Origin of the sequence: Streptomyces sp. NPDC058195 (assembly GCF_042883525.1) — a bacterium.
In the GTDB taxonomy this organism is placed as follows: Bacteria; Actinomycetota; Actinomycetes; order Streptomycetales; family Streptomycetaceae; genus Streptomyces.
In genome coordinates this window covers 61,289-74,567 of the sequence record NZ_JBHVVM010000025.1, presented here as the reverse complement: position 1 = coordinate 74,567, position 13,279 = coordinate 61,289, and the positions used below count along the sequence as shown (strand labels likewise).

The window sequence follows — 13,279 nt, the reverse complement described above, 5'->3', positions numbered from 1 at the left end:
CTAAGGAGTCGACCAAGGTGAAGGCTGCGCGCTACTACGACCGCGGTGACATCCGTATCGAGGACATCCCGGAACCCGCCGTGGAACCAGGCACCGTGGGCATCGATGTCGCGTACTGCGGGATCTGCGGCACCGACCTGCATGAGTACCTGGACGGACCGATCTTCGTCCCACCGGCCGGCCACCCGCACCCGGTCTCGGGCGAGTCCGCACCCGTCACACTCGGCCACGAGATGTCCGGCACCGTGTACGCGGTCGGCGAGGGCGTCGACGACCTGAAACCGGGCGACCGCGTCGTCGTCGAGCCCTACATCCTGCGCCCGGACGTCGACACCAGCGAGAACAACCCGACCTACCACCTCTCGCCCGACATGAACTTCATCGGGCTCGGCGGCCGTGGCGGCGGACTCGCGGAGAAGATCGTGGTCGAACGCCGGTGGGTTCACCCGGTCGGGGACGTCCCGCTGGACCAGGCGGCACTCATCGAACCGCTCTCGGTGGGCTACCACGCCTTCCAGCGCTCGGGCGCGAAAGCGGGCGACTTCGCCCTCGTCGGCGGCGCGGGCCCCATCGGACTGCTCACCTGCGCGGTGCTCAAAGCGACGGGCATCACGGTCGCGGTCACCGAACTCAGCTCGCTGCGCAGGCAGAAGGCCCTGGACACCGGGGTCGCCGACCACGTCATCGACCCCGCCGACACCGACGTCGCCGAGGAAGTCCGGCGTCTTACCGGCGGCAACGGCGCGGACGTCGCCTTCGAAGCCACCTCCGTCAACGCGGTCCTCGACACGCTGATGGACGCCGTCAGGCCCGGCGGCGTCATCACCGTCATCTCGATCTGGGGCAAACCGGCTTCGCTCGACATGCAGAAGCTCGTCCTCAAGGAAATCGACCTGCGCGGCACCATCGCCTACGTCAACTCCCACCCGCAGACGATCGGACTCGTGCGGGAAGGCCGCGTCGACCTGGCGCCGTTCATCACCGGAACCATCGGCCTGGACGACCTCGTGACCAAGGGCTTCGACACCCTGATCCACCACAACGAGACAGCCGTCAAGATCCTGGTGGATCCCCGCTCCTGACACCTCGCTCCCACGGCCGCGCCAGGCACGGCCGCCCGCCGCGGGAGAGCCGGACCGTCCCGGCCGATACCCGCGCCCCGGTGCCCGGCCGAACGTACGGCGGGCCCCGGGGCGCGGGAAATGTGCACACCGCACCGAGACATACGCACGTGCCTCCAGGAAACGCGCGCCTTTCCCCGGGAAATACGCACGCCGATACCAGGAAATACGCATACGGGCATAGGGAAACGCACGCACCGACGTGCGGAAATAATGTTCCGTATTGCGATGACCCGCTGGTAGCTTCATCGGCGTCGGGCAGTCAGCTCGGTCGTTTTCCTGGAGGGACGGGCTGTGCCACCTCAAGCTATGACAGCGAATATTCCCTGGGAGGAAGTAGCGGATTCCATTGAATTCGTTCCCCCCGAGTACTCGGTAAAGACCCGGCCGGAGTCCGCGGCACAGGAAATGCTGAGGTGCGAGCCGGGTGATATCGACACACTGGTCGCCGCGGGCCTTCCGTGCGAACAGCGGTCGGGTGTACGTCATTTCGATGTCAACGATGTGTACAACCTCGGAATGTATTCCGGCAGGTCCCACACGCAGCCGGAACTCGCGTTCCGTATGCTGTTCCGCTTCGCCGGCCGTTCCGCCGAGGCGCTGCTGCGGCCGAAGTCCTGGGACTTCCGGGTCCGGTTCGACTGCGCCGAGTGCGGCGGTCTCGCCCCCTGGAGGTTCGAGGCGCCCGACGTCACGCGCTTCGGCGGGTCTGTCACCGAGGTGACGGCGCCGACGGCGAGCGAGGGAACGGCCGAGTACCGGGCGACGGTCACCACGACCGGTGCCCGCACCCCTCTGGTCTCCCCGGAGCTCAGGAAACTGACGGGGGAGTACCTGGAGGCGGGCTACCGCTGGCAGATGATCCCGGTCGCCATGCAGGCCGACCACCGGCTGGTGCACGGCCTGGGCGCGACGAGCTGCATCGCGGCGAGCCTGTTCCTGGCCGAACGCTTCCGCGCGGCCGGGTACCGGGCCGAGGCGAAACGCGGCTGGTTCTGCGGAGTGCTGGGCGGCGCCCTCGACCTCCCGCACGCCTGCGTGGAGGTCGAGGACGACGACGGTGTGTTCAAGACCGTCGACATCGCCAAGGCGCAACTGGCCGCGCGGCTCTCGTCGAACACCGGCGAATTCCAGGAGCTCTGCCTCGGGTCGATCTACAACAAGGTGATCCCGTCTACCGCGTCCGGGAACGCGGGATTCGCCACTCATGCGTGCGGGTCACAGATACCGGTCGAGGTGCGCGCGGACATCCAGTCGCTGCGCTGAAGCCATATCCCCGCGCCACTCAGTCTGGAAGGACGTGGAAATGGCGGTACGTGAAATAGAGCCGGTCGTCCTGGACCTGGACCGGCTGGAGAACCTTGCCGAGTCCGGCTATTACAACCCTTACACCATGTTCGACTGGCCCGAATCCATCGGCCCCGAGATGCCGTGGATGTCGGAGAGCCTGACCACGCTGGCCGGCACACCGATGTGGGACGAACTGACCCGCGAGCAGCAGATCGCGCTGACCAGGTTCGAGGCCGTCAACTTCTTCAGCCTCAACATTCACGGAATCCGTGAGCTGATGAGCGAAGTCATGATGCGCATCCACGAACGGACGTACGCGGACGTCTCGGAGTTCCTCCACCACTTCATCGGTGAGGAGAACGAGCACATGTGGTTCTTCGCACAGTTCTGCCTGCGCTACGGCGGCAAGCTGTACCCGGCCCAGCCCACCCTGAAGGCCGACTCGGTGGACCATCTCTCGCCGGTGGCCCGCGAGCTGATCGTGTTCGCACGCATCCTGATCTTCGAGGAGATCGTCGACTACTTCAACGCGCACATGGCGACGGACCAGTCGCTGCCGCCCATCGCACGCGAGATCAACCGGGTGCACCACCAGGACGAGAGCCGGCACGTCGCGTTCGGCCGGATGATCTTCACGCACCTGCTCGGCCAGGTGGCCGAACGCGACCCGGACGAGGTGCCGGTGGTCGCCGAGTACCTCGAGAGCTACCTGAAGTACAGCATCAGCACCCTCTACAACCCCGCCGCCTACCGGGACGCGGGCATCCCCGACGCGCTGGCGCTGCGACGGCGCGCCATGGCACACCCCGCACGGGCGGAGGCACACGACCAGGTGCTGAAGCGGACGCGGAAGTTCCTCACCAAGGCCGGAGTGGGACGGGAAGTGATCAAGTGATGTCCGAACCGATGCAGGCGGTCCGCGAGTTCATCCAGGGCCGCAACCCCAAGATCGGTCCGCTCACCGACGAGCTCGACCTGATCGACAGCCGTGCCGTCGACTCGCTCGCGTTCGTCGAGTTCATCTTCCTGCTGGAAGAGCTGACCGGCGAGCCGATCGACCCGGAAGACCTGAACCTCGACGACTTCCGCACGCTCAAGGCACTCGAAACCCGATTCTTCGAGAAGGAAGCGGCATGCTGACGACAGAGACCGACAATGGCCTCGGAGTCCTCAACAACAGCCAGCTCAGGCTGCTGAGGGCCATCGACGCGGTGTTCCTGCGACTGGCCGGGGACTGGCAGGCCCCCGAGTTCCGGTTCCCGTTCCTGATGCGGTGCAAGGACCTCGACACCTTCGACTACTACGACAACTTCCCGCACCTGGGCCTCGCCGCGACCCGCCTCGACCCGCCGAGCCTGGCCGCGGAGCTGGCCACCACGTCCCGGCCGGTCCAGCGGATGCCCGCGGAGGTGATGGAGCCGACCTCGTTCGCCCTGCCCTCGGCGGCCTGCTACGCCGTCTACGTCGACCTGGCGGGCTCCGAACTGCCCGCCGACGGAGTGCTGCGCACCACCGTCGGCACGTGCTTCCGCAACGAGGACCACTACGAGGGCCTGCAGCGCCTGCTCGGCTTCTCCATGCGCGAGATCGTCTGCGTCGGACCGGAGCACGCGGCCAAGAGCCATCTGGTCCGTGCGAAGGAAGCCGTGGTGGCCCTCTGCGCCGAGCTCGGGCTCGACCTCCGCATCGAGGCCGCCACCGACCCGTTCTTCGACAAGAACAGCGGCAAGGCCAAGATGCAGCGCCTCTTCCCGGTCAAGGAGGAGTTCGTCGTCAACGGACTCGCGATCGGCTCGGTCAACTACCACCGGAACTTCTTCGGCGACCGCTGCGCGATCCGCGCCGGCGGCGACACGGCGCACACCAGCTGCCTGGCCTTCGGCCTGGAGCGCTGGGTGCACGCCCTGACCGACCGGTTCGGCGGCGCCGACGCCGCGGCCTGTGCGGTCGAGAGCCTGAACTGATGCGTGCCACCGCGGCCGGGAGGCTCGGCCTGAAGGTGAGCCTGCTGCAGTCCGGCATGGGCGGCGTCGCGGGAGCCGAGCTGGCCTGTGCGGTGTCCAACGCCGGGGCGGCGGGATGCGCGGGCGGCTACAAACTGGCCGACGGCGCACTGTCCAAGATGCTCGCCCGCCTCACCAGGGGCACCGACCGGCCCGTCGGCGTGAACCTGATCCCGGAAGTGGTCGGGCCGGACGGGCTCGACCGCCAGGTGGCGCAGGTGCTCGACGAGACACCCGGGCGCGTGTACCTGTCCTTCTTCGGGATGCCCGGCGACGCGGTGTTCCGGCGCGCCGCCGCCGCGGGACGCCAGATCGTCGTCCAGACAGGCACCGTCGAGGACGGGCTGCACGCGGCCGCGCAAGGAGCGGTCGTGGTCGCCCAGGGCACCGAGGCGGGCGGGCACCTGCTCGGCACGTCGAAGCGGGACACCCTGGTGGCCGCACTGCGCGACCGGCTGCCCGGCGCGTGCCTGGTCGCCTCGGGCGGGATCGGCTCACCGCAGGAGGCAGAACGGGCACTGGCCGCCGGCGCCGACGGGGTGCTGCTCGGCACCGCCTTCGTCGTCGCCCACGAATCACGGGCCCACGCCCGCTTCAAGGCGGCGGTCACCGCCGCCGACGAGCGGGACACCGTCATCAGCGACGTGTACGAGATCGGCTGGCCGGGGCGGCGGCACCGCGTGCTGGCCACGGCCGTCACCGCCGATCCGCAACAGCCCGCGCAGTTCATCGGCCGCACGGTGGTCGAAGGGAAGCCGTACCTGGTCCCGCGGTTCAGCGCGGCCGTGCCGACCGACGCGACCAGCGGCCGTATCGAGGAGATGGCGCTCTACTGCGGCCGCTCCTGCACCGCGATCACCGCGCAGGCCGCGGCCGCCGAGGTCGTCGCCGCGTTCACCCGGGTCCTGCCAGGAGCCGGAACAGCCAAGAAATGGGAGAGGGCGGAAATCAGTGTCGGCCGATGAAGCACAGGACTACCACCACGACTTGAGCTACCGCGAAGGCCAACCGCGGATACGCACCCGGGAGGGAGTCGAACTCTACGCCGAGTCCACCGGCGAAGGAACGGCGATCACCACGCTCAACAACTTCTTCTTCAGCGCCCCCTTCTGGCGGGAGTACACCGAAGAACTCGTCAAGCACTACCGGGTGGTGAGCTACGACCTCGCCAACCACGGCCGGTCCGCCCGGACGGGCAGGGAACCCACCTGGGAGGAGCACGCGGCGGACCTCATCGCCCTGCTCGACGCACTGGAGATCGACTCCACGTACCTGATCGCCTCGTCGGCCTCCACCCAGCTCGCCCGCGACGTCGCCCTCGCCCACCCGGACCGGGTCAGGGGCATGGTGCTCGCCGGGCCGGTCGTCGGACCGCAGGGCATGCGGCGCCACCGGATGCTCCAGCGCGCCTGGCTGCGCACGCTCAACAGCTATGGCATGCCCGAGCTGTACAGCCACATGTATCCCGAGGTGATCAGCACGGACATGAACGAGGAGACCCGCACACCGGGCTTCCTCGGACTGCGCGAGAGCTTCCTGGCCATGTCCACCGCCGAGGAACTCAACAACGGTCTCAAGCTCGCCCAGGAGGGCGACCCCAGCCCCGAGCTGCTCACACGCATCGAGACACCCACCCTGATCGCCCTCGGTGACGACGACATCCTGCTCGGCCCGACGGCAGGCCACGAACTGGCCGCGCTGTTCCCGAACGGCTCCTGCGCCATCATGCCGAAGGCCGGCCACGTGCCGTTCCTCGACGACCCGGTGGGCTTCCAGGAACTCGTCCGCAAGTTCGTCGAGGAAGTGGAAACGCATGCCTGACACAGCCGTCGGCATACGGGAAGCGCGTGAGCGGATCCGCGAGCTGCTGGCCGACGTGTTCGGCGGGTGGACCTTCGTCAAGAGCGTGCCGGAGGCCGTCTCCCTGCGCGAGGCGGGAGTCCCCTCCACCGCGCTGGTCGCGCTGCTCGTCGCGATGGAGGACGCGTTCGGCTTCGAGTGGGACGACGACGTCCGGCCCGAGGTGCTGCGCTCCATCGACTCGCTGGCCGGACATGTCGTGGCACTGCGCGGCTGAAGGCCCGCGGGCATGACGGCCGTCGCACTGGAAGCGCCCCGGGGCACGGCACCGGAGATGTCGATGCGGACATGTCCGGTGCCGCCGCCCCACGGACCCGCGGAACAGACCACGGCGGGCCGCCGCGCCGCCGCCGAAGCGCTTGCCTCGGCCGGGTCGGCCGACCGGACGGTACCCCGGGAACACGGCGGCAGACCGCTCTTCCCCCCGGGGTTCGCCGGTTCCATCTCCCATGCCGGCCAGCTGGCGGTCGCCGTGGTGGTGCCCGGCGCCGCAGCCGTCGGCGTCGACATCGAGACCGCCGCCATCACCCCTCGGGTGGCCCGGTTCGTCCTGCGGGAACGGGAACGCCAGCAGATGCTCTCCCCGGCCGGGCGGCACACCGCGCGCGACCTGTTCGCCGCCAAGGAAGCGGCGTTCAAGGCGCTGAGCAGCCTGGGAACCCTGGGGGAGTTTCTGTTCTGGCAGATCGAACTCACCCACTCCGGCGGTGCGTTGACCGCAACGTACCGCGGTGAATCGGTCCCCCTGTGGATTCGCTCGGAGGCAGCTATTTCGTTCGCCGTGGCGATACGGCGCTGAATTTCATGGAATGGGGATAGAGCACTATGGGCTTCGACCTTCTCGAAACCGTCGACGAAATGTTCCGCCGCGAACTGCAAGTGGCGGAGATCAAGCCCGGAGTTCCTTTGGTGGACTACGGCCTCGACTCGATCCGGTCCATCAGCCTGGTCGTCGAGATGGAGGTCAGGTTCGACGTGCGCATCTCGGACGAACAGGCCGCCGCCATGAGGACGCTGAGCGACGTCGTGGACCAGATCGCGGGTCTGCTGACCGTGCGGGTCGGCCACGGGGAGGACACCGCATGAGCGCCGAGTCCGACTTCGAGCGGTACACCCGGCCCGAGCTCTCCCGGCTCTTCCGGGCACTGCGACTGGACGTGACCTACCGGGCGGGCCAGGGCGACCACCTGACCCGGGAACTGCGCGAGGCGGAGGACGGCGCCGCGGGAACGGAACAGATCCTGGACCTGGTCGGCGGCGCGGGCTCCTCGCTCTTCGGGCACAACCATCCCAAGCTGCTGGGGATAGCCCGCCGCGTCCTCGACGAGCGGATCCCGTTCAACGCCCAGATCAGCGTCCGCCCCGGCACGGCCGAACTGGCCAAGCGGCTGTCCAAGGCCGTCGGCGCCACGACCGGAGCCCGCTACGTCGTCACCCTCGGCAACACCGGAGCGGACGCGGTCGAAGCCGCCGTGAAGCACGCGGCCGTCGAACACCGGCGGCGCCTCGGCGCCCTCCAGGAGGAGACCGAGCAGACCCTGCGACGCGTGCGGCGGGACGGCCTCGCCGACACCCCCCTCGCGAGCGGGCCCGCGCTCGGCCGCCCCTGCGCGGTGGTGCTGAACGAGGCACTCGAACGGATCGCCGCCATGCGGCGCCGCGACCCCGTCTACGTCTCCCTGCGCAACGCCTTCCACGGAAAGTCAGCCGGCGCCGGCACACTGACCCACGGCTCCAACGTCCCGCACGACCTGCACGTACCGGGCCCGGCACACCGCCGCCTGAGCGACTGGACACCGCAGAAGGTGGTCACCGCGCTCGACGCCGAGTGCGACTCGGTCTGCCTGGTCAGCATCGACGCCGCCGGTGTGCCGCACTCCGCCGTCCGCCGGCTGTCACCGGTGGCCGCCTGCTTCGCCGAACCCATCCAGGGCGAGTCCGGTGTCCACGAGGTCCCCGCCGAGACCCTCGCCGCCCTGCGGGAGCTCGCCGACCGCCACGAGGCGGCCCTGGTCTTCGACGAGATCCAGTGCGGCATGGGACGCACCGGCACCTTCCTCGCCTCCGAGGCCTCCGGCGTGGTCGCCGACTACTACACGCTCTCCAAATCCCTCGGCGGCGGCCTCGCCAAGATCTCGGCCCTGCTCATCGACGAGAAGCGCTACGTACCGGAGTTCGGCCGCCACCACACGTCCACGTTCGCCGACGACGACTTCTCCGCGCTGATCGCGACAGGAGCGCTGGAGCTCTCCTTCACCTACCGCGACCGCATCGTCGAGACCGGCAGGCTGCTGCGCGAGCGGCTGGACGAGGTCGCCGCGAAGTACCCGGACGCCGTCGTCGGGGTACGCGGACGCGGACTGCTGCTCGGCATCGAGTTCGTACTGCCGCGGCCCGAGTCGGGCCTGCTGCGCGAGGCGATCGACTCCGAATCGCTCGGCTACCTCATCGCGGGACGCCTGCTGTACACCCACCGCATCAGGGTCATCCCGACCCTCTCCGCACCCACGACGGTGCGCGTGCAGCCCTCCGCCCTGCTCGAACCCGCGGACGTGGAGCGGGTCGCCGCCGCGTTCGACGACGTCGCCGGCCTGCTCGCGCGGGGCGACTACGCGACCCTCCTCGAACACCTGACCGTACCGGCCGCCAGTGCGTGGCAGCCCAGGACACACGTCCCGCTGCCGCGCAGCGCATGGCGGCCACGCCACGGCACACGCCGCCCCGGCGTGCCGCGGGTCGCGTTCCTCGCCAACATCGACAGCCCCGCCAAACTGGGATCACTGGCGCCGGAACTGGCCTCCTGGTCGCAGGCACAGAGCGCGGCGGCCCTCGACCGCATGTGGGGAGAGATCGACCCGTTCGAGGTCATCCGCCACCACGTCACCTCGGCGGCCGGAGGCGAGGTCGAAGTCGTCATGGTGGCGGCCCCGTTCACCGCCGCGCAGGCCAACGCCGGACTGCGGGCCGGGCACGGGGCCTGGCTGCGCCGCGCCGTCCTCGACGCGGTCGACCTCGGAGCCTCGCTCGGCTGCGAGGTCATCGGCCTCGGCGGCCACACGTCGATCGTCACCAACGCCGCGCGCGACGTGGTCGAGAACGGCATGAAGGTGACCTCGGGCAACTCGCTGACCGCCGCCTGCGCCTACGACCTGCTGCGGCTGCAGCTCGCCGAGTCCGGCGGCGAACGCCGCGTGGGCCTCGTCGGCGGCATCGGGAACATCGGCGCGGTGATGGCCGAACTCATCGCCCCGCACTGCGACTCGATGGTGCTCGTCGGCCGCCCCGGCTCGACACGACGGCTCGCGACGGTCGCCGATCGGCTCACCGGCAGCGCCGACATCACGCTCGCCGAGGACATGTCCGCACTGCGGGACTGCCCGATCGTGATCAGCGCCACGAACTCCGCGGAGCCGGTGATCCTGCCCCACCACCTCGCCGACGACCAGAAGGTCCTCGTCTGCGACCTCGCCGTCCCCGGCGACGTGCACCCGGAGGTGACAGGCATGCCGCACGTCACCCTGGTGTCCGGCGGGCGCATCCAGCTCCCCGGGGTCCAGACGCCGCACTTCCCGGGCCTGACCCTGCCGCCCGGAATCCTCTACTCCTGCATGGCCGAGACGATGCTGCTCAGCTTCGAGCCGGAGATGCGCAGCCTGTCCTACGGCGGCCTCACCTCCACCGGCGTGCTCGCGGCACGCGACCTGGCGGCCCGGCACGGGTTCCACCCCGCGCGCATCGTCTGCGACGACATCTCCGTACAGCCGTGGATCGAGGAACGGTCCGGCACCACTACTGAGGAGCGCTTGGGATGACCGCATTGCACACGCGTTTCGCCAGTGCGTGGCACGCACTGCTGGCACACGCGGAACAGGGAACGGACGCACCGGCGATCACGGTGACCCCCACACGGGGCCAGGAGGAGTCCCTGCGCTTCGACACCCTCGTCGAGAACGCGGCGCGCTGCGCGGCGGCCCTCGCCGAACGCGGTGTCGGCCACGGCGACCGGGTGATGCTCTGCCTGCCGACCGGCCATGAGTTCATCACCGCCTTCTTCGGGATCCAGCTGCTCGGCGCCATGCCGACGGCGATCTCCGTGCCGGTGCGGTTCGGCGGTGCCTCCGGCATCGAGGGCCAGCTGAAGGACCTCGCGTCCTACCTGCGACCGGCCGCCGTCATCACCACCGGCGACGTGATCGGGGCCCTGCCCGGACTCGTCGACACCAACCTGGTCGACGGCGAGCAGCTGTACGCACGCGCCACCGCGAGCGACGCGCCCCAGCACCCGATCCGCCTCCCGAAGGGCGACGACCTCGCCCTGATCCAGTGCACGTCCGGTTCGACCGGCCGGCCCAAGGGCGTCACGATCAGCCACGCCAACATGGCCGCCAACTGCGAGCAGTTCGTCACCGCCGCCGGCTGGACCGGGGCGGACACCACGGTCAACTGGGTTCCCCTCTACCACGACATGGGGCTGTTCACCGGAGTCCTGTACCCCGTGTACGTCGGCGGGGACACCGTGCTGATGCCGCCCAGCCGCCTGCTGCGGGCCCCGGCCGACTGGCTGCGGCTTATTAGCGAACACCACGGCGCGGTCTCGGCCGCGCCGAACTTCGCCTTCGGGTACGCCACCGCACGGATCCGCGACGAGGACCTCGAAGGCGTCGACCTGTCCCACTGGCGTGTCTCGATCTGCGGCGCCGAACCCGTCCAGCCCGCCACCATGAGCCGCTTCCACGAGCGCTTCGCCCGCTGGGGCCTTCCGGCCACCATGCCGCTTCCCTCGTACGGCATGGCCGAGGCCTCGCTGATCATCACCACCACCCGGCCCGAGGAGCCGCTGCGCTACGACTCCATCGACCGCAACGCCGCGGCCGCCGACGCCCGCGCGGTCGATGTCGACCCCGGCAGCCCGGACGCGGTGCAGATCGTCGACTGCGGCACTCCCGTGACGGGTACGCACGTGCGCGTCGTGGACGGTGACGGGCAGCCCCTGGGCGAGAACGGCATCGGGCACATCCAGTTCCGCGGCCCCTCGCGCACGCCCGGCTACTTCGAACTGCCCGAGGAGACGGCGGCGACGACCGACGGGGAGGGCTGGTGGAGGACCGGTGACGTGGGCTATCTGCGCGACGGCGGGCTGCGTATCACGGGCCGCTCCAAGGACCTGGTCATCATCCGCGGCGCGAACTACTTCCCGTCCGACTTCGAACAGGCCGCAGAGACCGTGCCCGGGGTCCGCCTGGGATGCGTGATCGCGGTCGGGCACCGGCCCGAGCACGCCGACTCCGAGGAGCTCCACCTGCTGCTGGAGACGGAGCTGGAGAGCGAACGGCACGAAGCGCTCCGGCAGGCGGTCCGCGCCGAGGTCAGCTCGCGCACCGGAGTGGCCCCGGCCCGGATCCACGTCCTGCCGAAGAAGTCCATCCCCAAGACGACCAGCGGAAAGGTGCAACGGGCCAAGGCCCGCCAGATGTTCATCGAGCAGGCGGCCCCAGGAGGCGGCCATGGCTGAGAAGCCGTCGGACGGCGGGCGGCTCGCGCTCACTCTCACCACACCGAAGATCGTGTTCCTGATCATCGCGGCCGCCGCCCCGCTCGCCGCCATGGTCGGCACGGTGCCGCTGGCATTCGCCCTCGGCAACGGCCCCGGTGTGCCCGCCATGTTCGTGTTCGCGGGCCTGACCCTGATGTGCTTCTGCGTCGGCTACGCCGCGATCAGCCGCCGGGTGGTCAACACGGGCGGCTTCTACACCTACATCTCCTGCGGACTGGGCAGGCCGCCAGCCGTGGCCGGCGGACTCATCGCGACCGTCGCCTACAACACGGCGTCCGTGGGCCTTCTGGGCTCCTTCGCCTACTTCACCAAGCTCGCCGCCGCCTCGCACGGGCTCGACCTGCCCTGGGAGATCTGGGCGGCGGCCGGCCTGCTCCTGGTCGCAGTGCTGGGCTACCGCCGGATCGACCTGAGCGTACGGGTGCTGGGCGTGGCCATGTGCTGCGAGGTGGCCATCCTCCTGGTGCTTGCCGCGGCGGTGCTGATCCGGCACGGCGGCGACGCGCTGCCCGGCACGTCGTTCACACCGCACACGCTCTCGAACCCCGGCATCGGCGTCACGATGATGTTCGCGTTCATCTCGTTCATCGGGATCGAGTCGGCGGCACTGTACGGCGAGGAGGCGCGCAACCCGGAACGGAGCGTGTCCCGCGCCACCTACATCGCCATCTCGCTCATCGCCCTCTTCTACGGATTCATGAGCTGGATCGCGGTGGGCGCGGTCGGGCCCGGACACATCCGCAGCGTCGCGGGCACCCAGCTCGGCGACCTCTTCTTCCACCTGAGCGACGACTACCTCACCTCGGCACTCACCACCGTCATGCAGATCCTGCTGTGCCTGAGCCTGTTCGCCAGCTGGCTGGCCCTGCACAACGCGGCGAACCGCTACATGTTCGTCCTCGGCCGCGAGCAGATACTGCCCGGCGCCCTCGGACAGGTGCACGCGCGGCACGCCTCGCCGCACCGGGCGAGCCTGACGCAGTCGGTGTTCAGCCTGGCGGTCGCCGCGGTCTTCGCGATCGCCGGACTCGACCCGTACCTTGGCCTGACCACGAGCATGCTGGGGATCGGCACGCTGGGCATCGTGTTCCTCCAGGCAGTGGCGTGCCTGTCGGTCATCGGCTACTTCCGGCGCCGGCCCGGCCGCCACTGGTGGCGCACCACCCTCGCGCCGGGACTCGGCTTCGCCGGGCTCGTCTTCGCCACGTACCTCGTCGTGAGCAATTTCGCGACCATGACCGGTACGGACAACCCGGTGGTCGCGGCGTTGCCGTGGCTGATCCTGGCCATGGCGGGGCTCGGCGTCGGGTACGCGCTCTGGCTGCGCTCCGCGCGTCCCGGGCGCTATGCCGGCCTGGCCGGTGTGGAGACGAGACAGACGAGGCCGGCCCAGTCCCCGGCCGGGCCGGCCGTACGGCCGGCCGCGGACCGGGTGCCGGCGGGGAGGTGAC

The 13,279-nt window shown here is 69.8% G+C and carries 13 protein-coding genes; all 13 read left to right on the top strand.

What is annotated here, in order from left to right; genetic code table 11:
• The first annotated feature begins 17 nt into the window (after positions 1-17).
• The 13 genes from ACFVWY_RS26840 to ACFVWY_RS26780 all read left to right on the top strand — a co-directional run bounded on the left by ACFVWY_RS26840 (position 18) and on the right by ACFVWY_RS26780 (position 13,278).
• Positions 18-1,082 carry a 2,3-butanediol dehydrogenase gene (locus ACFVWY_RS26840; protein ID WP_389876953.1) on the top strand — a complete coding sequence of 355 codons (1,065 nt, stop codon included), beginning with the start codon at positions 18-20 and terminating at the stop codon, positions 1,080-1,082.
• Positions 1,083-1,640: 558 nt separating this feature from the next.
• Positions 1,641-2,387 carry a hypothetical protein gene (locus tag ACFVWY_RS26835; protein ID WP_389876952.1) on the top strand — a complete coding sequence of 249 codons (747 nt, stop codon included), beginning with the start codon at positions 1,641-1,643 and terminating at the stop codon, positions 2,385-2,387.
• 40 nt (positions 2,388-2,427) lie between these two features.
• Entirely contained in the window at positions 2,428-3,306 is an 879-nt protein-coding gene (locus ACFVWY_RS26830) for a diiron oxygenase (RefSeq protein WP_389876950.1), read from the top strand.
• Positions 3,306-3,551, top strand: coding sequence for a phosphopantetheine-binding protein (locus ACFVWY_RS26825; protein WP_389876948.1), 246 nt, complete (start codon positions 3,306-3,308; stop codon positions 3,549-3,551). Before ACFVWY_RS26830 ends, ACFVWY_RS26825 begins: the two co-directional genes overlap by 1 nt.
• Complete coding sequence (locus ACFVWY_RS26820; protein WP_389876946.1) at positions 3,545-4,375, top strand: hypothetical protein; 831 nt, start codon at positions 3,545-3,547, stop codon at positions 4,373-4,375. The genes ACFVWY_RS26825 and ACFVWY_RS26820 overlap by 7 nt, the downstream gene beginning before the upstream one ends.
• Positions 4,375-5,379, top strand: a complete 1,005-nt coding sequence (locus tag ACFVWY_RS26815; protein WP_389876944.1) for an NAD(P)H-dependent flavin oxidoreductase — start codon at positions 4,375-4,377, stop codon at positions 5,377-5,379. The genes ACFVWY_RS26820 and ACFVWY_RS26815 overlap by 1 nt, the downstream gene beginning before the upstream one ends.
• A 22-nt stretch (positions 5,380-5,401) precedes the next feature.
• On the top strand, positions 5,402-6,235 hold the full coding sequence (locus ACFVWY_RS26810; protein WP_389876943.1) for an alpha/beta fold hydrolase: 834 nt from the start codon (positions 5,402-5,404) through the stop codon (positions 6,233-6,235).
• On the top strand, positions 6,228-6,491 hold the full coding sequence (locus tag ACFVWY_RS26805; RefSeq protein WP_389876941.1) for a hypothetical protein: 264 nt from the start codon (positions 6,228-6,230) through the stop codon (positions 6,489-6,491). Before ACFVWY_RS26810 ends, ACFVWY_RS26805 begins: the two co-directional genes overlap by 8 nt.
• A 12-nt stretch (positions 6,492-6,503) precedes the next feature.
• The gene (locus tag ACFVWY_RS26800; protein ID WP_389876939.1) at positions 6,504-7,073 is read left to right on the top strand and encodes a 4'-phosphopantetheinyl transferase superfamily protein; all 570 of its coding nucleotides are present in this window, start codon (positions 6,504-6,506) and stop codon (positions 7,071-7,073) included.
• Positions 7,074-7,099: 26 nt separating this feature from the next.
• Entirely contained in the window at positions 7,100-7,360 is a 261-nt protein-coding gene (locus ACFVWY_RS26795) for an acyl carrier protein (RefSeq protein ID WP_389876938.1), read from the top strand.
• A complete protein-coding gene (locus tag ACFVWY_RS26790; RefSeq protein ID WP_389876936.1) occupies positions 7,357-10,086 on the top strand; it encodes an aminotransferase class III-fold pyridoxal phosphate-dependent enzyme in 2,730 nt (909 codons plus the stop codon). Before ACFVWY_RS26795 ends, ACFVWY_RS26790 begins: the two co-directional genes overlap by 4 nt.
• Entirely contained in the window at positions 10,083-11,786 is a 1,704-nt protein-coding gene (locus tag ACFVWY_RS26785; RefSeq protein ID WP_389876934.1) for a fatty acyl-AMP ligase, read from the top strand. The genes ACFVWY_RS26790 and ACFVWY_RS26785 overlap by 4 nt, the downstream gene beginning before the upstream one ends.
• Positions 11,779-13,278 (top strand): APC family permease, encoded by a 1,500-nt coding sequence (locus ACFVWY_RS26780; protein WP_389876933.1) that lies wholly within the window; start codon positions 11,779-11,781, stop codon positions 13,276-13,278. The genes ACFVWY_RS26785 and ACFVWY_RS26780 overlap by 8 nt, the downstream gene beginning before the upstream one ends.
• Position 13,279 lies beyond the last annotated feature (1 nt).

Excerpts from the sequence above, each read along its gene's own strand:
- ACFVWY_RS26835 (WP_389876952.1), top strand. The coding sequence starts at position 1,641 with ATGTATTCCGGCAGGTCCCACACGCAGCCGGAACTCGCGTTCCGTATG.
- ACFVWY_RS26830 (WP_389876950.1), top strand. The coding sequence starts at position 2,428 with ATGGCGGTACGTGAAATAGAGCCGGTCGTCCTGGACCTGGACCGGCTG.
- ACFVWY_RS26825 (WP_389876948.1), top strand. The coding sequence starts at position 3,306 with ATGTCCGAACCGATGCAGGCGGTCCGCGAGTTCATCCAGGGCCGCAAC.
- ACFVWY_RS26820 (WP_389876946.1), top strand. The coding sequence starts at position 3,545 with ATGCTGACGACAGAGACCGACAATGGCCTCGGAGTCCTCAACAACAGC.
- ACFVWY_RS26815 (WP_389876944.1), top strand. The coding sequence starts at position 4,375 with ATGCGTGCCACCGCGGCCGGGAGGCTCGGCCTGAAGGTGAGCCTGCTG.
- ACFVWY_RS26805 (WP_389876941.1), top strand. The coding sequence starts at position 6,228 with ATGCCTGACACAGCCGTCGGCATACGGGAAGCGCGTGAGCGGATCCGC.
- ACFVWY_RS26800 (WP_389876939.1), top strand. The coding sequence starts at position 6,504 with ATGACGGCCGTCGCACTGGAAGCGCCCCGGGGCACGGCACCGGAGATG.
- ACFVWY_RS26795 (WP_389876938.1), top strand. The coding sequence starts at position 7,100 with ATGGGCTTCGACCTTCTCGAAACCGTCGACGAAATGTTCCGCCGCGAA.
- ACFVWY_RS26790 (WP_389876936.1), top strand. The coding sequence starts at position 7,357 with ATGAGCGCCGAGTCCGACTTCGAGCGGTACACCCGGCCCGAGCTCTCC.
- ACFVWY_RS26785 (WP_389876934.1), top strand. The coding sequence starts at position 10,083 with ATGACCGCATTGCACACGCGTTTCGCCAGTGCGTGGCACGCACTGCTG.
- ACFVWY_RS26780 (WP_389876933.1), top strand. The coding sequence starts at position 11,779 with ATGGCTGAGAAGCCGTCGGACGGCGGGCGGCTCGCGCTCACTCTCACC.